General features: G+C 63.2%; 18 protein-coding genes. 13 read left to right on the top strand and 5 right to left on the bottom strand.

Annotation, left to right across the window (positions count from 1 at the left end; all coding sequences use genetic code 11):
* The first annotated feature begins 258 nt into the window (after positions 1–258).
* From ACVCNR_RS20645 to ACVCNR_RS20630, 4 genes are all read left to right on the top strand, one after another.
* Positions 259–1,230 carry a helix-turn-helix domain-containing protein gene (locus tag ACVCNR_RS20645; RefSeq protein WP_447076289.1) on the top strand — a complete coding sequence of 324 codons (972 nt, stop codon included), beginning with the start codon at positions 259–261 and terminating at the stop codon, positions 1,228–1,230.
* A 121-nt stretch (positions 1,231–1,351) separates the two neighbouring features.
* Positions 1,352–3,532, top strand: coding sequence for a TonB-dependent receptor (locus ACVCNR_RS20640; RefSeq protein WP_447076288.1), 2,181 nt, complete (start codon positions 1,352–1,354; stop codon positions 3,530–3,532).
* Between the two features lie 74 nt (positions 3,533–3,606).
* Positions 3,607–6,171 carry an ABC transporter ATP-binding protein/permease gene (locus tag ACVCNR_RS20635; protein WP_447076287.1) on the top strand — a complete coding sequence of 855 codons (2,565 nt, stop codon included), beginning with the start codon at positions 3,607–3,609 and terminating at the stop codon, positions 6,169–6,171.
* Entirely contained in the window at positions 6,168–7,880 is a 1,713-nt protein-coding gene (locus ACVCNR_RS20630) for an ABC transporter ATP-binding protein (protein ID WP_447076286.1), read from the top strand. The genes ACVCNR_RS20635 and ACVCNR_RS20630 overlap by 4 nt, the downstream gene beginning before the upstream one ends.
* Before the next feature lie 48 nt (positions 7,881–7,928).
* Here ACVCNR_RS20630 and ACVCNR_RS20625 read toward each other — a convergent pair whose 3' ends face one another.
* Complete coding sequence (locus tag ACVCNR_RS20625) at positions 7,929–8,699, bottom strand: IclR family transcriptional regulator domain-containing protein (protein WP_447076285.1); 771 nt, start codon at positions 8,697–8,699, stop codon at positions 7,929–7,931.
* A gap of 202 nt (positions 8,700–8,901) precedes the next feature.
* Here ACVCNR_RS20625 and ACVCNR_RS20620 point away from each other — a divergent pair, with 202 nt between their 5' ends.
* The 3 genes from ACVCNR_RS20620 to pcaF are packed head-to-tail and all read left to right on the top strand — an operon-like array spanning position 8,902 to position 11,499.
* Complete coding sequence (locus tag ACVCNR_RS20620) at positions 8,902–9,621, top strand: 3-oxoacid CoA-transferase subunit A (RefSeq protein WP_447076284.1); 720 nt, start codon at positions 8,902–8,904, stop codon at positions 9,619–9,621.
* Entirely contained in the window at positions 9,618–10,289 is a 672-nt protein-coding gene (locus tag ACVCNR_RS20615; protein WP_447076283.1) for a 3-oxoacid CoA-transferase subunit B, read from the top strand. The genes ACVCNR_RS20620 and ACVCNR_RS20615 overlap by 4 nt, the downstream gene beginning before the upstream one ends.
* Position 10,290: 1 nt before the next feature.
* Positions 10,291–11,499 carry a 3-oxoadipyl-CoA thiolase gene (gene pcaF, locus ACVCNR_RS20610; RefSeq protein WP_447076282.1) on the top strand — a complete coding sequence of 403 codons (1,209 nt, stop codon included), beginning with the start codon at positions 10,291–10,293 and terminating at the stop codon, positions 11,497–11,499.
* A gap of 89 nt (positions 11,500–11,588) precedes the next feature.
* Here pcaF and ACVCNR_RS20605 read toward each other — a convergent pair whose 3' ends face one another.
* A complete protein-coding gene (locus tag ACVCNR_RS20605; RefSeq protein WP_354199492.1) occupies positions 11,589–12,200 on the bottom strand; it encodes a TetR/AcrR family transcriptional regulator in 612 nt (203 codons plus the stop codon).
* A gap of 126 nt (positions 12,201–12,326) precedes the next feature.
* On the opposite strand from ACVCNR_RS20605, the gene ACVCNR_RS20600 reads away from it, so the two are divergent.
* From ACVCNR_RS20600 to ACVCNR_RS20580, 5 genes are all read left to right on the top strand, one after another.
* A complete protein-coding gene (locus ACVCNR_RS20600; protein ID WP_447076281.1) occupies positions 12,327–13,361 on the top strand; it encodes a polyamine ABC transporter substrate-binding protein in 1,035 nt (344 codons plus the stop codon).
* A gap of 93 nt (positions 13,362–13,454) precedes the next feature.
* Positions 13,455–14,288 carry an ABC transporter permease gene (locus tag ACVCNR_RS20595; protein WP_447076280.1) on the top strand — a complete coding sequence of 278 codons (834 nt, stop codon included), beginning with the start codon at positions 13,455–13,457 and terminating at the stop codon, positions 14,286–14,288.
* A gap of 4 nt (positions 14,289–14,292) precedes the next feature.
* Entirely contained in the window at positions 14,293–15,081 is a 789-nt protein-coding gene (locus ACVCNR_RS20590; RefSeq protein WP_447076279.1) for an ABC transporter permease, read from the top strand.
* Positions 15,078–16,139, top strand: coding sequence for an ABC transporter ATP-binding protein (locus ACVCNR_RS20585; protein ID WP_447076278.1), 1,062 nt, complete (start codon positions 15,078–15,080; stop codon positions 16,137–16,139). Before ACVCNR_RS20590 ends, ACVCNR_RS20585 begins: the two co-directional genes overlap by 4 nt.
* A 7-nt stretch (positions 16,140–16,146) precedes the next feature.
* Positions 16,147–16,869: an MBL fold metallo-hydrolase gene (locus tag ACVCNR_RS20580; protein WP_354199501.1), complete on the top strand. Its 723-nt coding sequence runs from the start codon at positions 16,147–16,149 to the stop codon at positions 16,867–16,869.
* Between the two features lie 16 nt (positions 16,870–16,885).
* Here the strand turns inward: ACVCNR_RS20580 and ACVCNR_RS20575 are convergent, their stop codons facing one another.
* From ACVCNR_RS20575 to ACVCNR_RS20565, 3 genes are all read right to left on the bottom strand, one after another.
* Positions 16,886–17,866: a nucleoside hydrolase gene (locus ACVCNR_RS20575; RefSeq protein ID WP_354199503.1), complete on the bottom strand. Its 981-nt coding sequence runs from the start codon at positions 17,864–17,866 to the stop codon at positions 16,886–16,888.
* Between the two features lie 13 nt (positions 17,867–17,879).
* Positions 17,880–18,902, bottom strand: a complete 1,023-nt coding sequence (locus ACVCNR_RS20570; RefSeq protein ID WP_354199505.1) for a LacI family DNA-binding transcriptional regulator — start codon at positions 18,900–18,902, stop codon at positions 17,880–17,882.
* A 107-nt stretch (positions 18,903–19,009) separates the two neighbouring features.
* A complete protein-coding gene (locus ACVCNR_RS20565) occupies positions 19,010–20,404 on the bottom strand; it encodes an MFS transporter (protein ID WP_354199507.1) in 1,395 nt (464 codons plus the stop codon).
* A 340-nt stretch (positions 20,405–20,744) separates the two neighbouring features.
* Here ACVCNR_RS20565 and ACVCNR_RS20560 point away from each other — a divergent pair, with 340 nt between their 5' ends.
* Positions 20,745–21,980: an ROK family protein gene (locus tag ACVCNR_RS20560; protein WP_447076277.1), complete on the top strand. Its 1,236-nt coding sequence runs from the start codon at positions 20,745–20,747 to the stop codon at positions 21,978–21,980.
* Positions 21,981–22,025: the final 45 nt, after the last annotated feature.

Genomic DNA, 22,025 nt, shown 5'->3' with positions numbered 1-22,025 from the left:
CCAAGCTTGTCAGACTTTGATTTTGCTGGGATTTTTGATTTTCTTGGAGCCTGTAAAGACCGCTCGCGGCAGTCTGCCTGCGAGGCAAGCCGCCCGGCCGGCCCGCGAAACCTGGATGCCCAACCATCCTCTTAAAACTTGATTAATATAATCAAGTTATTTATAAGCGACGTCCGAACATCGCCGCTTTGGCTTCAACTTGTCGCAGATCAGCCTGTAAACGGCCAGCCAATGGACAATCTGATACCTGAACAGGGAATGACCCTGAACGATCTTGTCCGGCTCGGAGCGGAGCTTGCGCTGGGTGTGGAGCCGGTCGGCATCCCGCCTCAGGTTCTGGAGACGCCGATCTACAAAGGCAGGCTGCTGGCGTTCGAGGTGCAGCCCGGCCTGATGCTGAGCGCCAGCGACGTCACCTATATCTGCAATCAGAACTTCGCGGTCGAGATGGAGCCGGCTCTCGTCTGCGGCATTATGCTGACGGGTTCTCCGGTGGCTTCCGATGTGGAGGGTTACGGGCGATTCGTCCGCTATCCGCATCAGGTGTCGCTGATGGGTTTTGACTCGCCGGTTCGGTATTCCACACCGCTCCGGCAGGGCGAACGTTTCCGCTCGACGGGGTTCGTGCTGCGGCCGCCGTTCTTCGACCGGTTTGCCGATGACGTTGCCAACGACGGTTTGGCAGCGCTTCGCGAACTGGTGGAAGGTGGCTTCCGCACGGCGATCATCACCCATTCGCCCTGCATCACCGAAATCGCAAGATCGTGCCTCGAGCATCCTTATACGGGACAGTTGGAAAAGCTGTTTCTGGAAAGCAAGGCACTGGCCTTCGTCATCGAGGCGGCGCAGGCGCTGAAGGACGAGCGCCGCCTTGTCGCCCTTCTGGGTCGCCGGGAATATGATCGCGTGATGTATGCACGCGAAATCCTTGACGCGGATCTCGTCGGTACGCCCACCACCATGGAATTGTCCCGCCGCGTGGGCATCAACGTCACGACCCTGCAGGCGAATTTCAAGACTGTATTCGGCAAGACCATCTTTGCCCATGTACGCGAGCAGCGGCTGATGATGGCAAGGGTTCTGCTTCAGGAACACAGGCTGTCCGTCGCCGAGGCTGGACGCCGGGTGGGCTTCTCCCGGGCATCCGCCTTCAGTGCCGCCTACAGGAAGCATTTCGGCCACCCGCCGCGCTTGGAATTTCCGCGAACCCGCCGGACGCATCCGATCTGACGGCCGCGCCATCTATTGGGTCTCGCGAATGTTTGCCTGCGTTTCACGAAAGTTGAGCGCTGGCATCAGGAATAGGCCCGCCGGTATTCATAGCGCCTGTTCGGAAACTCGGGGCATCTGCATGAATACCACCTCGCGCGTGCGTTTGATCTCCACCACGGCGCTAGCCTTGCTGGGAGCCGGTCTGCCTGCCCAGTCGGTGTTCGCGCAATCCGCCGACGAGCCCTTGGTTCTCGCGCCGGTGGTCATCACCGCAACCAAGCGTCCGCAGGACGATGCGAAGCTTCCGGTGGCGACCACAATTCTGGATCAGGGCAATGTGCCCCCTGCGTCGCTCGATCCGATCGCCGACGTCGCGCGGCAGACGCCCGGCACCAATTTCATGGATTTCGGCCGGTTCGGCGAGAGCTACATGACCATGCGCGGTCTCAGCACGCTGGGCACGGCGATGAACTCGCTCGACAGCGTGATCGGCATTTCCGTCGACGGCGTGCCGACCACGCTGTCCGCCATCGGCGCTCCCTTCCTCGATATGGAGCGGGTCGAGGTGCTGAAAGGCCCGCAGGGCACCACTTTCGGCCGCAACGCCTTCGCCGGCGCCATCAATGTGGTGAGCCGGTCGGCCGACGGCACGCGCGAAACCATTCTCAGCAGCGAAGTGGGCTCGGATGGCCACGCCTTCATCGAAGGCACCACCGGCGGCTGGCTGCTGGAGAACGTGCTGGCCGGTCGCGGCACGCTGCGGTTCCAGAATTTTGATGGGGACGTCTCCAATCCCATTTCCGGCAAGGAGGAAGGGGGCGCGAAGCTGGGTGCGGGCAAGGGGTCGCTCCGCTACACGCCGGACGATACGCTCACCATCGACATCACCGGAGGCTTCTCGAAGGAAACGCGGCACAACCCCGCCTTCCTGCTGCTGGAATCGCCCGACTTTCCGCAAAGCGGCGCGGATGTGCAGCCGGAGAACCGTCAGCAGATCGCCAACGGCTCCATCAAGGTCGCCAAGGAGTTCGATCCGTTTATCCTGACGTCGACGACCAGCTATCAGGACGTGAAGCTGCACAATTCGGGCGATTTCACGGACGCCTTCATTTTCAGCCGGGTGACCGGCCTGCCGATCTTCTTCTTCAACGATCCCGACGCCGAGAAGGTGAATTTCGACGACCGTGAGCGCATCTTCAATCAAGAGGTTCGCCTCAACTCGCATGAGGATTCTGCGATCCAGTGGGTGGTCGGCGCAAGCTATTTCAGGTCGGATTACAAGAGCTACCGCATCCAGGATGTCGGCGCCTATGCGCCGACCATGAACGGCACCTTCGACAACCGCATCGACAGCCAGACGGTCGCGGCGTTCGCGGATGCCACCGCCCCGCTGGGGCAGGGCTTCAGCGTGTCCGGCGGGTTGCGCGTGGCCTATGACCGCCAGACGCTTGACGCGCTCTATGTCACTAATGGTTTTCCCGGAACACTGCCGAGGTTCGAGCAGGACAAGAACTTCAGCGACACCTATGTGACGGGACGCCTTGCGCTTTCCTATGAGTGGAACGAGCGTGCGATGAGCTATGTCTCGGTCGCGCGCGGCTACTCTTCCGGCGGCTTTGAAAAGACCACGGCCTATGCCGCCTACGGGGTGCCTTCCGAGCCTTTCTTGCCCGCCACCTCCTGGACCTATGAGATCGGGACCAAGGCCGAGATTGCCGACGGGCTGCATGTCAGCGGCGCTATCTTCTACAACGACGTCAAGGACGGGCAGTTGGTGGGATTCGATCCGATCACCTTCCTGCCGTTCATGACCAACCAGAACTTCGAGAGCTACGGTGTCGAAGCCAATGTCGGTGCCACGCTCGCCGACGGGCTGGACCTGACCGTCGGCGGCGCGTTGATCAAGTCACGTCTCGTCGATGTGACGCTGGCGTCGCAAACGGCGGGCGCGCTCGCAGGCAACGAGGTGCCGCAGGTGCCGGCGTTCTCCGCCAATGTCGGCCTTTCTTATCGCTTTGCGGCGGATGCGGTTGGCCTGCCGGGAGAGTTCACCGTGCGCGGCAGCTACCAGTATGTCGGCACCCGCTATCCCGACATCCAGAACCTCACCAAGATGGACGCCTACCACATCGTTAACGCGGAGATCGGCTGGGAGAAGGACAACTTCCGTATCTATGCGTTCGGCCGCAATCTGCTCGACGAGCGCCCGCTGTCCTACGCCTTCAACTATTCGCCCCTCGGCCCGACTGGAGAGAGCGGAACCGCCGCCTATGTTGGGCGCGGCCGGGTGGTGGGCATCGGAACCTCGGTTCGCTGGTAGAGCCTCGTCACCGGTTTGTATGAACGCATGAAGCCCCTGTTTCGCAGCCGAACCTCAAAGTTGAGGAGCGGGCCATGAACGCGCGTTTCCAGCGAACCATGATGAAGGCCTTCGGGGCCACCGACCACATCATGACGGTGCTGTCGGTGACGGACCTGACGCCCGGCTACCGGCGCATCCGTTTTTCGGCCCCAACCATGATCGACGGTCGCGAGACGCCCACCGCCAGCTATGTGCGGCTGTGGGCGCCGGACCCGAACGATCCGGCCAAAGTGCACCAGCGCGGCTACACGCTGGTGGACCCGGATGCGGCGACCGGCGAGGTGACCTTCGATTTCGTGCTGCACCAGCCCATGGGGCCGGCTTCGGCCTGGGCGATGGCGGCTCGGCCCGGCGACACCATCGCCGCTTCCTACTACATGTTCCACAAGTTCGAGCCGCCGGAAAAGCCGCAGGGCTACCTGCTGATGGGCGACCCGGCCGCCATTCCGGCCATAAACGCCATCATCGAGGTGTTGCCGCCGGAAGCCGACGTCGTGGTGATCCTTCAGACGCATTCGCCGGAGGATCGCGATATTCCCGTCAGCCCGCATCCAGGCGCGGAAGTAATCTGGACCGGCCCCGGCACCGATGCGCTGGCCGAGGCGGTACCCGCGCGCGACTGGTCGAACTGGTATGCGTGGATCGCCGCGGAAAGCGCCGCGATCAAGATGTTGCGCGCGACGCTCAATCAGGCGCATGGCTTCCCGCTTGCCGATATCAAGCATGCCGCCTACTGGATCAAGGGCAAGGCCATGCGGCTGCGCAAGGAGAGCGGTGCGTCGGAGGGGGGAGATGTACCCCGTCGGCCAGCGCCAGCCGTGCCGGTGGACATGGCGGCGCGCGAAGGTGCCGCTCCGAAACCCCGCTGGCGCTCGCAGCGCGGGCAGGAGTTGCTGGAGTCCCTTCGCTGGAAATTGCGCGCCGCCGGCCTGTTGCAGGCCATCATCTCGCTGATGCAGCTTGCGCCCCTGGTGCTGCTGGCCGAACTCGGCCGCCGCCTGCTGGGCGGAGAGGCAAGGTGGGAGGCCCTCTCGCCGCTGATCGTCTGGGCCGTCATCCTCTATGGCGCGGCGGCCATGCTCTCGGCGGTGCTGATGCTGTGGCTCCATGTGGTCGATGCGCGTTTCGGCCATACGCTCAGGCAATCCATCGTCGCCAAGCTGGCGCGGCTGCCGCTCGGCTGGTTCACGGACCGCAACGCCGCAAGCGTCCAGCAGGCGGTGCAGGAGGATGCGGGACGGCTGCATTACATGGTCACCCATGCGGTGCCCGATGTCGTGGCCGGCATGGTCACGCCGGTCGCGGTCATCACCTATCTGTTCACCGTCGATGCCGCGCTTGCCGGCCTGCTGTTCCTGCCGCTCGTCGCCTTTGCCTTCCTGTTTGCGAACATGATGCGCGGCGTGGCCGACAAGCTGGTCGAATATGCGAACTGGACCAAGCGCGCCAATGCGGCGGCGGGCGCCTTCATCGACGCCTTGCCGGTGGTGCGCGTGTTCGGCGGCGATGGGCGCGCCCTGCGCTCCGTGCTGGAAGGGCAGGCCGCGTTCATCAACGGCTGGCAGAGGCCGATGGCGGGGCGCAAGATTGCCGCCCAGCTTGCCATCCAGCCGCCGGCTTTTCTGCTGCTGATCGTTACTGCCGGCTGCTGGCGCATCGTTTCCGGCCGCATGGACGCCGCCGATCTTCTGCCGTTCCTGTTTCTGGGCACGGCTTTCGGTGCGCAGATCACGTCGGTTCTCTACGGTTTCGTGCCGATGCGAGAGGCGAAGCAGGCAGCCCGGCGGATCGGCGACCTGCTGGAGGAAACCGAGCTCGACCGCAGCCGCTCGACAGGCGATGTTCCGCAACAACCGCTCGGCCTTCGCTTCGACGGCGTCAGCTTCGGCTACCGGCCCCGCAAGCCGGTGCTGAAGACCATCGACCTTACGCTGGCGCCCGGTACGCTCACCGCGCTGGTCGGCCCGAGCGGCGCGGGCAAGTCAACGCTGGCCGGTCTACCGGGCCGCTTCCATGACGTGACCGAAGGCGCGATCCGCCTGATCGCCGGCGACAGGGAAATCGATATCCGAGATGTGACGCCGGAGGCGTTGCAGCGCAGCGTCGGCTTCGTCTTTCAGGACGTGCGGCTGGTGAAAGGCTCGCTGAGGGAAAACATTGCGCTCGCCAGACCGGACGCTTCGATGGCCGAGATCGAGGACGCGGCCCGGGCCGCGCAGATCCATGAGCGGATTATGGCGGCGCCGCGCGGCTATGACAGCATGGTCGGTGATGAGATGCGCCTTTCTGGCGGTGAGGCACAGCGTCTGTCCATTGCCCGCGCGCTTCTCGCAGATCCGCCCATCCTCGTGCTCGACGAGGCGACGGCTTTCGCCGATCCCGAGTCCGAGCATCTGGTGCAGAAAGCACTTGGCGCGCTCATCGGCAGGCGCACAGTTCTGGTGGTCGCGCATCGCCTCCACACAATCGTCCATGCCGACTGCATCGCAGTCATGCAGGAAGGACGCATCGTCCAGCGCGGCCGCCATGAGGAACTTCTGGAACAGCCCGGTCTCTATCGCGATCTCTGGCAGGCCGGCGAAAGGAAGGGCTCATGACCGTCGCTTCCCTGTTCCCGCCGCAGGCACGCGCGCGCCTTCCGCTGTTCACGCTCCTTGGCCTGATCGCCGCAACGCTCAGGGCCGCATCCGCCCTGCTTCTGGTGCCTCTGCTCGGGGGATTGTTCTCGGCCGAGCCGCGCACCGCCTTGCCGTGGCTCGCCGCGCTCGCCGCATGCGTGGTGGCCGGCTGGCTGCTGGAACGGCGCATGGTCGTCAGTGCCTTCGATCTCGGCCTTGCCATGATGACGTCGATGAATGCGCGCCTCGTCGACCATCTGCTTTCCGTGCCGCTCGGCTGGTTCGGGTCCGAGGAGCAGACGAAGGCCCGGCGCGCGCTGGCAGGGGCAGTGCCGGAGCTGTTCGCCAGTTCGGTCAATCTGGGCACGCAGACCCTGATCTCGGTCGCGCTGCCGCCGGCCATCGCATTTGGCCTGCTGTTCGTCGCCTGGCCGCTTGGTGTCGCGGCGCTGGTCGCCGTGCCCTTGCTGTTCGGCGCGCTGCTGGCCGGCGGCCGTTTCCTGCGCCGCGCCGAAGCCGATTTCGCCGCCGCTTCGGGCGAGGCCGCCGCGCGCACCGATGAATTCGCGCGCGCCCAGCTCGTGCTGCGCGCCGCCGGCCGCACGGGCACAACCGGCACGCCGCTCGGGGGGGCCATCGAGGCGCAGAAAGCGACGGGCCTGCGCCTGATCTGGTTCACGATTCCCGGCACCCTGCTGTTCTCGCTGGCGATGCAGGCAACGCTGCTTGCCATGATCGCCATCCTCACCTTCATGTATGCGCAGGGCAGCATGGACGCCGCCCGAACCGTGGCGCTGATCGTGGTGGTGCTGCGTTTCCTCGAACCGCTGAACACGCTGTCGGAGCTGTTTCCGGCGCTGGAATCCACCCATGCGGCGGCGCAGCGCACGCTTGCCATTCTTGACGTTCCGGCTCTGGCCAGGCCGCAGCAGGATGCGCAGCCGCAAGCGCCGGCCATCGAATTCCGCAATGTGCATTTCCATGCCAATGGGAACGATATTCTCGACGGCGTGTCCTTCACCGTGCCGGAAGGCCGGATGACGGCTCTGGTCGGCCCGTCCGGCTCGGGCAAAAGCACCATCCTGTCGCTGATCGCGCGCATGCACGACGTCACCACGGGCGAGGTCCGTGTCGGGGGACACGATGTCAGGGCGTATGAGCCATCGACGCTGATGGACCAGCTTTCCATCGTGTTCCAGAACGTCCAGCTGTTCGAGGGCGGCATTGCCGAGAACATCCGCCTTGCCCGCCCCGGCGCAACCGAGGCGGAGTTCGTGGAGGCGGCAAAAGCCGCCTGTGTCGACGAAATCGTCGATCGGCTGGGAAGCTGGGACGCGCCCGTCGGCGAAGGCGGCGGCAACCTTTCCGGCGGCGAGCGCCAGCGCGTCAGCATAGCGCGCGCGCTCCTGAAGAACGCGCCGATCCTGCTTCTGGACGAAGCCACCAGCGGTCTCGACACCATGAACGAGGTGGCGGTGGCGACCGCGCTCAGCCGCTTCGGCCATCACACCGTGCTGGTGGTGGCGCACCGGCTGGAGACGATCGCCCGCGCCGATCGCGTCATCTTCGTCGAAAACGGGCGCATCGTCGAGGCCGGCGAACGCGAAGCGCTGATTGCGGCCGGCGGTCGCTTCGCCGCTTACTGGAACCATCGCCGTGACGCCCGGGACTGGACGTTTAAGCCTTAGGGTTTCCCGAGGCGCTGCCTTCTTCTGTTCAACGAGACGGATGGGGCGCTATTGCACGAAAAAGTCTTCTATCCTTGTCGCAGTCTGTTTCAACAGCGGCAGGAAATCACGCTTCATTTCGGCGACGGAATGACGTGCGGACTGGGTCGAGACGTTGATGGCCGCGACGAGGGCGCCGGAGCGGTCGCGCAGCGGCACCGCAATCGAGCGCAGGCCGATTTCCAGTTCCTCGTCGACAATCGCATAGCCTTCCCGGCGCGCTGCGGCGACCATTTCGGCAACGCGTGTCGAATCCGTTACAGTCTTGTCCGTTCTGGGCGCCAGCACAGCGCGTGCGAGCAATGCTTTCACCTCCGCGGGCTTCTGTCCCGACAGCAGTACGCGTCCCATGGCCGTACAATAGGCCGGCAGATGCGAACCAACCTGCAGTTCCAGATTGATGATGCGCGGGCCGGCAACGCGGGCGACATAGACGACATCATCGCCGGACAGGACGGTGGCGGAGCAGGATTCCTGCAAGGCTGCGGCAGTGTCGCGCATGAAGGGCTCGGCAAAGGCCCATAGCGACTTGCCCTGCAACCAGGTGCGTGCCACCGACAGGAGGCGCGGCGAGAGCGCGAACTGGCGCCCGGTCTGCGTGGCATAGCCGGTCGCGACCAGCGTCAGCAGAAACCGGCGTGCCCCGGCCCGTGTCAGCCCGGCCTTTTCGGCCGTTTCGGTGAGCGTCAGCCCTCCAGAATGTTCAGCGAGGATTTCCATGACGCCGAGCCCGCGTTCCAGCGAGTTCACATGGTCGCGTGCGGTTGCTTCATCAGACATGGGCAATGCTTCCTGAGGCGCGACCGCGGGCCGCGCCGAGGGTTGACTCTCAGGCGATATCTATGCACAAAGTATTACATATAAAACAAATGTTCGCAATACGAACTTTCTAGGTGCGGTGCAGGATTGGCGAATGGGCCAGTCGCAAGTGGTGTCCCGCTGCGGTCGGCAGGGCCACCAGTCAGAAAGGGTGAGGTCGACGATGAACAAAATCAGTCCGAACCTTGAGGATGCGGTTGCCGACATCCGGGACGGTATGGTGGTGATGATTGGCGGCTTCGGCGGTTCGGGCGCACCGATCGAGCTCATCCATGCACTGGTCGAGCGATACAGGAAGACCGGATCGCCGAACGCATTGACCGTCGTGAACAACAATGCTGGAAACGGTGCCATCGGTATCGCGGCAATGATCTATGCCGGCATGGTCGCCAGGATGATCTGCTCGTTTCCGCGCTCGAGCGATCCGAAGGCGTTCACCGACAAGTACCTCGCTGGCGAGATTGGGCTGGAACTGGTGCCGCAGGGCACGCTGGCCGAGCGCATCCGGGCCGGCGGCGCGGGCATTCCCGCCTTCTACACCCCGACAAGCTACGGCACGCAGGTCGCCGAGGGCAAGCCGGTCGCCGAGTTCGACGGGAGGAAATACGTCCAGGAGCGCTGGCTCAAGGCCGATGTCGCCTTAGTCAAGGCTGAGCTGGCCGACCGCAAGGGCAACCTCACCTACCACATGGCTGCGCGGAATTTTTCGCCGCTGATGGCGACCGCGGCCGCAACCACCATCGTGCAAGCGCGGCAGATCGTGGAGCCGGGCGAAATCGATCCCGAGCATGTCATAACGCCGGGCATATTCGTCGACCGGATCGTGGAAGTGCCCGATCCGAAGCAGGAAGAGGCCCTGTTGCGCGAAGGAGCCCAAGGATGAGTGTAAAGCTGACGAATGCGCAGATCGCATGGCGCGCGGCGCAGGACATTCCTGACGGCGCCTATGTGAACCTCGGCATCGGTTTTCCCGAGATGGTCGCCAAGTTCAAGCCGGAAGGCCGCGAGGTGATCTACCACACCGAGAACGGTATCCTTGATTTCGGCGAGGCGCCGCCCGTCGGCGAGGAGGACTGGGACCTCATCAATGCCGGCAAGAAGGCCGTCACGCTCAATCCGGGTGCCTCCTTCTTCCATCACGCCGACAGCTTTGCCATGGTGCGCGGCGGCCATCTGGATGTCGCCATCCTTGGCGCCTACAAGATTGCCGAAAATGGCGACCTGGCCAATTGGAGCACCGGACCGGGTTCGGTGCCGGCTGTCGGCGGAGCCATGGACCTGGTGCACGGCGCCAGGCGGGTCTGCGTCATCACCGATCACACCACCAAGGACGGGAGGCCGAAGCTGCTGAAGCGCTGCCGTCTGCCCCTGACCGGGGTCGGCTGCGTGACGACCGTCTACACCAGCCTTGCCGTCATCGACATCGTTGCGTCGCGCTTTGTTCTGCGCGAAAAGCTTGCCGGCATCAGCTTCGACGAATTGCAGGCGCTGACCGAAGCCGAACTGGTGGTCGAAGGTGCCGTCAAAGATCTGATCGTTCCGGAGGTCTGAAATGCCCGATGCCTTTATCTGCGATTATATCCGCACGCCCATCGGCCGCTTCGGCGGACAGCTCGCGGCCGTCCGCGCCGACGATCTCGGCGCGGTGCCGCTGAAGGCGCTGATGGAGCGCAACGCGAATGTCGACTGGGAAGCGGTCGACGACGTCCTCTATGGCTGCGCCAACCAGGCCGGGGAGGACAACCGCAATGTGGCGCGCATGGCGCTGCTGCTGGCCGGCCTGCCGAATGTGGTGCCCGGTGCCACCATCAACCGGTTGTGCGGATCCGGCATGGATGCGGTGATGAGTGCCGCCCGCGCCATCAAGGCCGGCGAGGCTGAACTGATGATCGCCGGCGGTGTGGAATCGATGAGCCGTGCGCCCTTCGTCATGCCCAAGGCCGAGACGGCCTTCTCGCGCCATGCCGAGATCCACGATACCACCATCGGCTGGCGCTTCGTCAACCCGCTGATGAAGAAGCAGTATGGTATCGATTCCATGCCGGAGACGGCCGAGAACGTGGCCGAGGACTTTGCTGTCAGCCGCGCTGATCAGGACGCCTTCGCCGCCCGCAGCCAGGCGAAGGCCATTGCCGCGCAGGAGAACGGCAGGCTGGCGCAGGAAATCGTGCCGGTGACCATTGCGCAGCGCAAGGGCGATCCTGTCGTCGTGTCGAAGGACGAGCATCCGCGCGCCGGCACTACTGCCGAGACGCTGGCCAGACTGCCGACGCCGTTCAGGAAGGAGGGCGGTACGGTGACGGCCGGTAACGCCTCGGGCGTCAATGACGGCGCTGCCGCATTGATCGTGGCTTCGGAAGCGGCCGCGAAGAAATATGGCCTGACGCCGATTGCCCGCATCCTCGGCGGCGCGACCGCCGGTGTCGCTCCGCGCATCATGGGCATCGGCCCGGCACCGGCAACGCAGAAGCTGTGCGCGCGGCTGGGTATCGCACCGTCCGCCTTCGATATCATCGAACTCAACGAAGCTTTCGCCTCCCAGGGCATCGCCGTGCTCCGCACCCTCGGGATTCCCGAGGGTGCGGAGCATGTGAACCCGAATGGCGGGGCGATTGCGCTCGGCCATCCGCTCGGCATGTCGGGGGCGCGCATCACCGGCACCGCCGCGCTGGAGCTGAAGCTGCAGGGTGGCAAGCTGGCGCTTGCCACCATGTGCATCGGTGTCGGCCAAGGCATCGCCGTTGCGCTGGAGCGCGTCTGAGATAAATCCGGGGGAGGCTGGGCAACGCACGTGCCGCGCACCTTGAAGTGTCGAGGCCGTCACGGGCGATCTTCTCCGGCGGATATTGTCTATCCGCCCAGCGTCATCATCGTTTCTGATTGCCTCCGGACAGCCTCGATCACGGTTTCAACATCCATCGCATCTTCCTTCACGAAGTTCATGAACGACATGTTCATGGTGTTGAACAGGATGCGCCCGGTGACCTCGACATCGATGGCACCGCCGATGGAGCCTTGCCGTTTAAGCTTGGCCAGAAGCCGGCAAACCTGCTGGCAAAGCTTTTCGTCAAGTTGGCCGTAGTGACGACCCAGCCGCGATTCCGGATGCAAGATCGACATCGACATGGCGGCGCGCCACATCTCCTTGCTGAGGTAATGCAGGGAGTGCCGCAGATAGATGTCGAACAGCGCATCGACCGCATCGGCCGCCCGGGCGGGCGGCCTGGTAAGGACGCTCTCGCCCGCGCTGATGACCTCGTTCACCTCCAGGGAGACGACGGCGATCAGCACGTCGCCCTTGCTTTCGTAGTAGTTGTAGATGGTGCCGACCGAGACGCCGGCCTGCTCGGCGATGGTCTCGATCTTCACGCCCTCGAAGCCGAATTCGCGAAACAGCCGCGCTGCCGCCTCGACGATACGGCGGTCCCTGTCGATCTTCTGCCTTTGCCTCAATCCGGTCATCGCCGGGTAAATATGAATTGACTCATTTTTGAAGGCAATTCATATTTTTTCAGGATGCGATTTCGGAAATTGGACAGGGAGGAACCGATGTCTAACGAACGATCTTCATTCGCGGCCGGATGGGGCATGCTTGCCTTTTCGGTTTCCGTCCTGGCGTTTTCGCCGGCCCAGGCGGCGGAGGAGCTCAATGCTCTTGTATGGTGCGACAACACCGATCCGGCCCTCATCGAGCCTTTCGAAAAGGCCAACGACGCCAAGGTCAACCTCAAGGTCTACGAGGGAACCGGTGCCGGGCTTTCAATTCTCGACCAGTCGCAACCGGGCGATTGGGACGTGATGGTCATCGATTCCATCGACGTGCAGCGTATCGCCCAGGAGCGTTTCCTGCCGCTTGCCGACGACAGCCTGCCGCTCGCCGACCAGTTCGCCGAAGTGCGCATGGACGACATTCTGGTGCTCGACGGCAAGCGCTACGCGGTGACGGAGAAATGGGGCTTCAACGCCATCTCCTACAACAGTAAGGCATTCTCGGCCGAAGATGTCTCGACGCTGGAGAAGCTCACCGATCCCAAGTTCAAGGGTCGCATTGCCATCTACGACTATTACCTGCCGGTGCTCGGCATGGCCTCGGTGGCGACCGGCACACCGACCAAAGATCTCAGTGAAGCAACGTTGGCTCCGGTCAAGGACCTGATGCTGAAGCTCAAGGCCAATTCCAAGCTGGTCGGCGAGGTTTCGGCAAGCCAGACCGCGCTTGCCACCGGTGAGGTGGACGTCGTGGTCGGCGCCGGCGAATGGGTGACGGCCGGCCTGCATGCCGAAAACCCGGATCTCGATTTCGTCATCCCCGAGGAAGGCGGCATCCTGTGGACGCAGTCGCTGGCCATCCTCAAGGACAGCAAGAAGGCCGATCTGGCGCTGAAGTTTGTCCAGCATGTGCTGAGCCCCGAAGGGCAGGCGGCGCTTGCCACGTCGTCCTGTTACTGGGGCATGCCGGCACAGAAGAATGCGGCGCTGAACGACGAGCAGAAGGCGACGCTCAAATTCTCGTCGGAGCAGCAGGCGAAGGATCTGGCGGCTTCGAACCGCTATCCCGCCCCTGACGCGGATCTAGACAAGAAGATGCAGGATCTGTGGAACGACGTGCTGCAGGCCAACTGAGGCAGGCACGGTTTCCGGCGCACCTTCGCGGCAGGAGCATCTTCCTGCCGCGGGCATCCTGATACAATCTTTTGTCGAGGTCACGAGACTGCGATGACCGGTTCCAAGATCAACTGGCACATGGTTTTGCTGGTCGGCCCGGCGGTACTGTTCACGGCGCTGTTTTTTCTGGTTCCGCTGATTGCGATGGCCGTCGCCTCCTTTACCGGCGGCGGCGGGCTTTCGCTCGACAACTACCGGCACTTCCTGACCCAGCCGAGCTATATACGGGCGCTGGTCAACTCGCTGGAGGTGACGCTGGTGGTTACGGGCATATCCGTGGTGGTTGCCTATCCGCTGGCCTGGGTGCTGGCCGAGCGCGTGCCGGAGCGCTGGCAGCGGGTGGCACTTATGCTGACCATCCTGCCGTTCTGGACCTCCTATGTGGTGCGCTCCTATAGCTGGCTGCTGCTTCTGGCCGAGCGTGGCGTCGTCAACCGGGCACTGCTGGCGAGCGGCCTGCTCGACCAGCCGCTGCAACTGGCCAATACCCGCACCGCGACGGTGATCGGCTTCGTCCATTTCTTCATCATGCTGTTGACGCTCACCATCTATGCCAATTTCCGGCAATTGAGCCCAAGCTACCGCAAGGCGGCGGCCGATCTCGGCGCCAGCGGTTTGCAGACTTTCCTGCATGTCGTGCTGCCGCTGACGCTGCCCGGCATCATAGTCGGGGCGTTCCTGGCCTTCGTGCTGGCGATAGGCGATTATGTGACGCCGCAACTGTTGGGCGGTTCGAACGAACTGTTGATGCCGCAACTCATCATCCAGCAGATCGGCCGACGTGCCGACCTGCCGCTGGCCGCCGCTTTGTCGCTGATCCTGATGATCGTCATCTCCATCGTCTATCTCGCCTGCGCGCGCTGGCTCAAGCTGGAGCGGACATGACGCCATGAAGCGCTTCCTCGACCTGATCGCCGGCCTCTATGCGCTTGTCGCCTACGGCTTCATCTACCTGCCGATCGTGGTGCTGGTGCTGTTCTCCTTCCAAGCCAGCCGCTTCCCGCTGCCGCCTTTCACCGGGCCGTCGCTGCGTTGGTACGGTGAGGTGCTGGGCGATTCCAAATTCACCGGCGCGATGGTCAACTCGGTTGTCGTCGGCGTGGTCTCCTCGGCGGTCGCTGTGCTGCTCGGCTTCCTTGCCGCCTATGGCTGCGCACGCATGAGAGGCCGCTTCGGCGGGGCGATCCGCGCCCTTTTGATCGCGCCGCTGTCGGTCAGTTATCTCATCATCGGCATGGGATTGGTGGTGCTGTTCAATTGGGCCGGCGTGCCCAAATCGCTGTTAGCGGTCGGTATCGGCCATGTGGTGATCAACCTGCCGCTGTGCTTCGCCATCCTCTACAACCAGATGAGCGATAACATCATCCGGCTGGAGCAGGCTGCCCGCGACCTTGGCGCACGTGAATGGCAGGTGCTGTCGCTGGTTGTCGCGCCGGTTCTGTGGCCGGCGCTGCTGGCGAGCTTCGTCCTGTCGCTCACCCTGTCGTGGGACGAGTTCCTGATCGCCTTCCTGCTCACCCGCTTCGAGACGACGTTGCCGGTCGAGATATGGACGCTGCTGCGCTCCGGCCTCAACCCCAAGGCAAACGCCATCGGAGCGGTGGTGTTCGGCGTCTCGATTCTAATGGTCGTGCTGGCCGAACTGGCGATCTTCGGCAAAGGAAAGAAGAAATCATGAGCGCCCCGGTCGTCTCGATCCGCAATCTGTCCCATGCCTTCGGCGCGCTGACGGTGCTGCATGAGCTATCGCTCGACATCCAGCCCGGCGAATATGTCGTGCTGCTGGGCCCGTCTGGCTCAGGCAAGACCACGCTTTTGTCCATCCTGGGCGGCTTCCTGCAACCGACGAACGGTGCAGTGCTGATCGATGGCCGGGATTGCACCCATATGCCGCCGGCCAAGCGCCCGACCACCACCGTGTTTCAGGACTATGCCTTGTTTCCGCATATGAGCGTCGGTGCCAATGTCGCCTTCGGCCTGCGCATGAACGGCGTGGCGAAAGCCGAGCGCCAGCGATTGGCCCGCGAAACGCTGGCGCTGGTCGGACTGGAGCAAGTGCTGGACAAGAGGCCGCATCAATTGTCCGGAGGCCAGCGTCAGCGCGTCGCGCTGGCCCGCGCGCTGGTGATGAAGCCGAGGCTTCTGCTGCTCGACGAGCCTCTGGGGGCGCTCGACCTCGGGCTGCGCCGGCAGATGCAGGAAGAGCTGAAGGCGATCCAGAAGCGGGTCGGCACCGCCTTCGTCCACGTCACCCACGATCAGGAGGAAGCCATGGCGCTGGCCGACCTGCTACTGGTCATGCAGGATGGCCGTATCGTCGACCAGGGAAACCCTGAACGCGTCTATACACAGCCCTCCACCCGTTTCAGCGCCACATTCATGGGCGAGAACACGCTTATCGACGCCGAGGTGACCGAGATATCGGGCACGACCGCGACCTTGCGCACGGCGCTCGGCACGCTGGCGTTCGACCGGCCGGGCATCCGCAAGGGCAAGGCGACCCTGACCGTGCGACCCGAGAACTTAAGGCTGGGAACCGCGCCATCGGGTCGTGTCTCGCTCGGCTCCGGCGAGGTCGCAGAAAGCGTGTTCCAAGGCAGCTATCGCAAGGCAGTGGTGCGAACAGGAAGCGGCGGGGATATCCTGCTGAAACTTCCTGTCGACATGCCGGTCAGGATCGGCGAGCGTGTCGAAGTGCATGCCGAGCCGCGTCACATCGGCCTGCTGCAGGAATAGGGACATCATGGCCGTGATCGCACAGAAGGACTGGTATGAGGTCGTCCGGTTCGCGGATGGCATAAGCCTGATCCACGAGCCCTGGATCAAGCCCTTCTTCCGCTGCAACATGTGGCACGTCAGCGGCCGCGACTTCGATCTTCTGGTCGATACCGGCCTCGGGCATTTTTCGTTGCGCGCCAATGTGCCGATGCTGCGGGGCGAAAAGCCGCTGGTCTGCGTGGCCAGCCATGCGCATTTCGATCATATCGGCAGCCACCACGAATTCGAGGAGCGCTGGATTCACGCCGCCGAAGCGGAAATCCTTGCCGATCCGAGACCGGAATGGACGCTGGCTGCCGGTTATGCGGACGAGGCCATGTTCATCGCACCGCCTGAAGGATGGGATACGAATGCCTATCGCGTAAAACCGGCACCGGCGACGAAGCTGCTTGTCGACGGCGACACGATCGACCTCGGCGATCGGCGCCTTGTCGTCATCCATACGCCGGGGCATTCACCGGGTGGCATCGCTCTCTATGAAGAGGCGACCGGCACCTTGATCGCCGGCGACATCGTCTATGACGGGGAATTGGTGACGGATACCTTTCATTCCGATCTCAACGACTACCGCCGTTCATTGGAACGGCTTATGCGTCTGCCGGTGACAATCGTGCATGGCGGGCATTTCGCCAGTTTTGGCAGGGCACGCCTCCGGCAGATAGCCGGTGCGTTTCTTTCACTGCACTGAAGATCATCGACAGCGGCTACGCACAGCGTTGAATATGGTGTTCAATCAGGGAAAGCAGCCTCTGATTGTCCACGGTTTGCAGGATGTGAACCGGCGCACCCTGCGGTGCCGACACCCCGACATCGAGCCGCAGGTTATCGCGCCCGTAGCGGCAGGTCATACCACGAGCTACGCCTTCCAACGCGACGTCCACAAAGTCGTCGATTCCGGTGGTCAATGAGGGATCGAGCAGCCAGGCGATGGTCAAGGCATCATGGATCCAGCATCCCGGCAAATTGCGGGTGCGCATGGAGTAATCGATCCATGGCCGCATGGTTTGCTCCAGATAGCTGCCGAGAACGCTCTTATACTGGGTGAGCCGGTCGAGATCGGCGTGCACCATCTGGGTTTGCGTCGTCACGTCCATGGGCACCAGGGTGATGGGCGCGCCGCTGGTCAACACCGCATGCGCCGCCTCGGGATCGATGCCGAAGTTGGTGTCCTTGAGATAACCGGGAACGTGGAACGCGCCGCCCATGATCACGATGCGCTTTACTGCGCCTATCATCTGCGGATAGAGCTGAAGCGCCAGTGCAACGTTGGTCAGCGGCCCGGTTGCCACCAACGTGATTTCGCCGGGGTTGTTGCAGATCAACTCGCCCATGGCGTAGGGGGCCATGGGCGCGGAACCGGGGCATGGCTGCGGCGCTTGAACATCGTCCCACAGCTTGTGCAACCCATGTCGATCGACGCCATGATCGAGCCGTTCACGCCATGGCGCAGGGGGCTCCAGCAGCGCGCGGGATGCGCCGCGCCAGACCGGCAGTGACTTCTCCAACCGCCGCACCAGATCGCAAGCCACCGCATAACCGACTTCGCTCGGCGTGTTGCCGGCCACCGTCGTGATCATCTCCAATGAGATCTGCGGCGCGGCGAAGGCCAATGCCAGCGCCAGGCCGTCATCCACATTGGCACCGGCGATGCCGTTTCCCGGATCGCAGTCGATGATCACACGCATAGGTTCACTTTTGTCAGCTTGATGGTTCATGTCCAGAACAGCCGCACGACTCGCCCACCTGCAAATCGAACTTGAATTCGGTATGACGGATTTCCCCATCCCAGTTCTTCAGCATGTCGATTGCTGCACGGGCCATGTTCTCTATCGGCTGGCGCACGGCAGTCAGCGACGGAACGGTGTAGAGGGATTGCTCGGTGCTGTTAAAGCTGACCAGGGCCAGATCCTGCGGCACCCGTAACCCATGTTCCGCCAGCGCACGCAGGCAGCCTATCGCCTGCTGCTCGTTGGTGGCGAAAAGGGCGCGCGGCATGGGGCCGGCCAACATGCGGCGGGCGGCCTCATAGCCACCCGCGCGGGTGTAGTCCGTGGAAAAGATCCACGCCGGATTCACTTCCTGCCGGTCCTCTTCCAATGCCTGTTGCCAGCCGCGAATACGATCCTGGGTATTGAGCATCTCGCGCGGGCCACAAATGATGCCGATACCCCGGTAGCCGTGCCCGGTAAGATGCCGGGTCACCTGATAGGCGGCTTGCTCTTCATTGACGTGGATCATGCTGACATCCAGCCCGAGGTTGACCTGGTCCAGCATGACGCACGGGGTGCCATTCGCCCGGATCAGGTCGATATAGGGATGACGGTCCACGCTGGTGTAGATCAGCCCGTCGACCTGGCGTTGCAGCAGGTTGTTGATCAGCTCGCGTTCGCGCTCGCGTTCGTCGCCCGAATCGCCCAGAAGCAGCACCTTGCCGTCGGCGAAGGCTTCCCGTTGCAGGGCATGGGCCATCGACGCAATAAACGGGTTGGCGATGTTGGGCACCACGAGGCCATAGGTCTGCGTGCTGCCCGAAGCCAGCGCCCGGGCGATGCCGTTGGGGCGGTAGCCGGTTTTCTTGATCGCCGCCAGCACCCGGTGCCGGGTGGCATCCGCCACCGGGCGTGGGCCGTTGTTGATGACATAGCTGACCACCGCCACCGACGTGCCGGCTTCCTTGGCGACTTCGGCACGTGTTATGCGCCGGGGAGGGGATCGGGTCATGGGCTGCTTGTCACATCAACGACGGAATCAAGGATTGCCGGACAGCATAAGACGTTGCGGCCCGAAAATCCTTGGCGGAAAACGGGCCGCTCCACGTCGAATTCCGATCAAATCGCGTCTTCAGGCAGGTTGAGATCCCTCCCGCGGGTCTCCGGCGCAAAGAAGGTGGTGACAAACCCGATCCCCGCCATCAGTGCGAAATAGGCAGCGATGGGCCACCAGTGGCCGGTGAACGACAAAAGGGCAGACGCCACCAGCGGCGCCGTGCCGCCCGAGAGGATGGAGCCCAATTCCTTGGCAAACGCCATCTTGGTATAGCGGTTGGTCACGCCGAACAGCTCCACGCCCCAGGCGGCCTGCACGCCGAAGATGCCCAGCGAGGCAAGCCCCATGCCGGTGATGATGGTCGGAATGACGATCCATGGCTCACGGCTGTCCAGCAGCATGAATGCCGGGAACGCGTAGATGATCAGCAGCAGGCAGAACCAGCGATAGACGATGCGGCGGCCGAAACGGTCCGAGAGCCAGCCGGCCAGCGGAATAATGGCGAACCCCAGGATCGAGGCGATGAATACCGCAACGGTCGGCACGGACTTGTCGACCATCAGCACCTTGGCCACGTATCCGATGATGAAGCCCTGGGCCAGGTAGGAAGGGCCGTTCTCGCCTATGCGCAGACCGACCATGATCCAGAATGCCCTGGTGCGCTGCCAGAAGCTGCGGGTGTCCTGTTTATGCGTTTCCTGCCCGCGCCTGAGCGCTTCCTCCCGTTCCGCCTGCAACTGGGCCTTCTGGCGTTCGAACACCGGCGTTTCGCGCATGTGACGGCGGATGAACAAGGCGGCCGCAGCAATCAGCATGCTGCCGAGGAACGGAATGCGCCAGCCCCAGCTCATGAGGCTCTCTTTGTCCATTTGCAGCACGATCAGCCACACCAGCGATGCCAACAGCGTTCCGCTGTTGGAGCCGAGGGCGATTATGGAGGAAACCAGTCCCCGGCGCTTTACCGGCGCGTATTCGCCCAACATGACGGTGCCACCGGAAAGCTCCGCGCCGGCACCCAATCCTTGGGCAAAGCGCAGGATAACCAGGCATGTCGGTGCCCAGACGCCGATCTGAGCGTAACTTGGAATCAGGCCGATCAGGGTGGTGGAAAGTCCCATCAGGGCGATGGTAGCGACCATAACCACCTTGCGGCCGTGGCGGTCGCCGATCCAGCCGAACAAAAGGGCACCGATGGGGCGGGCGACAAAGCCGACCGAATAGGCGGCGAAACTGGAAAGCAGCGCCATGACCGGCGTGGCTTCCGGGAAAAAGACGTCGCCGAAAATGATGCCGGCCGCCAGGCCATAAAGGGCAAAATCGGCGTATTCCATGGTGGTGCCCAACCAGCAGGAGAAGGTCGCGCGCCAAAAGTCACGGCGACCTTCCTGTGTGGACAGGCGCTCCTGCGCCGCATGGTGATCGTCTTGCAAGTCCATAGACGGAGAAAAGGTGCTCATCGGGCCTCCCTGGGATTGAGCTGCCGGTATCCGGCCCCTACCACGATTGCCCAGCCCAATATTCTACGCGCGTAGATTATTCAAGTTAAATATTGGCGGGCGGGATAGGCGAGCCCGCGCCTGCCGGAACGTGCGGCGTCGCCGGGTATTTCGTCGGGCCAGTGGCGCTCTGGAGGCAGAGCACCAAGTTGTGCCGATATCCGACCAAGGCATGGCCATTGGGGGCATCATCCAAAAGTCTGACCGCGATTCGTTTTGCGCATGCCCCGCGCCACACCTCCACAATTAGCTTGACTCAAAAGCTGATGGATGAATTAATAACTAACAGGGAGTTATTAATATGCATGCCGTCAGCGCCAACGACCTTCGCCGTTTTAATCGCAGCCGGGTTCTGACCGAGTTGATGCTGGGCGACGCGCGGTCCAGGCCGGAATTGGCCCAGCACCTGGGCCTCTCGCTGATGGCTGTCGTCAGGATCGTCAAGGAATTGCACGAAGTCGGGCTGATTGATGAGGGGGAGGGGCGCATGATCCGTTCCGAGTCGCCGGGCCGACCGGCGGCGGAGCTGCGCGTCAATTCGCGTGGCGGCTACGTGCTGGGATTCGTTATCAATGCTCTTGAGCAATCTGTTACGCTTTCCGACCTTTGCGGACGGCAGGTTGCCTGTGATGCGCTCAAGCACGTTACGGCACTGGACGGTGAAGGCACCGTACTCGAATTTATAGAGTGCGCGCGCCGGCAGATGCGTGCGGCCGGTGTGGATCCGTTACGGGTCCTGGGGGTCGGCATTGCCACAACCGGCCAAGTCGATCGCCAGCGGGGGGTACTCGTGGAGGCCCCTTATCTGGGGTGGGCGCAGATCGAGCTCGCTCGGGCCGTCGAGAGCTCGCTCGGAGTTCCCGCTGTCGTTGACGGTACCGCCAACACGCTGCTCGCTGCAGAATGGCGGGTCGCGGAAAAAAGCATGCAGGATGCTCTGCTCTTCCATATCGGGTTCGGCATCGGTTGCGGCGTTCTGATCGACGGGCGGATCGCAAAAGGAGCGACGTTGAATGTCGGGCAGTTCGGCCACGCTCCCATGGGCGACAAAAATCGTGTGTGCTCCTGCGGGTCGCGGGGCTGCCTCAATACAGTCGCATCCGGGTGGGCGGCGTTGGCCGATTTGGGCGAAATCCGCAGCCAAGTCGCGACCGCCGAGGAATTCCAGCGCTACCGCCCGCTTCTGACGGAGTTGCTCTCGCGTGCTGACGCCGGGGAGGAGACGGCGCATAAGGCACTTCGCGAGGCAGGACGGCGATTTGGTGAGGCGGTGAGGGTTCTCAAGGTTACGCTGGACCCGGCGCGGATCTTGCTGGCGGGCCCGGTCGGGAAGCACCCTGCTTTCCTGGAGGGGGCTCAAGACGGAGCCAGGGAAGATGCCGGTTCGCTTCTCGTCAGTTGCGAGATCGATCTTCGCAGCGCAGCCGCCTCGCTTGCTCTGGATGAATTTGTCCTGTCGTCGCGATTTCCGCTTGAACGTCTGAGGAGCGCTCGCCGCCGGGTGGCGGTACATTCTTCAGTCGCGAAGGCGCGATGAAGGCCCACTGCATAACGATTGGCGCGCCGTTTGATCAGTACGAGG

Source organism: Aquamicrobium terrae (assembly GCF_052978165.1).
The sequence above is the reverse complement of the archived record's forward strand: the minus strand, read 5'-3'. Positions and strand labels throughout refer to the sequence as shown.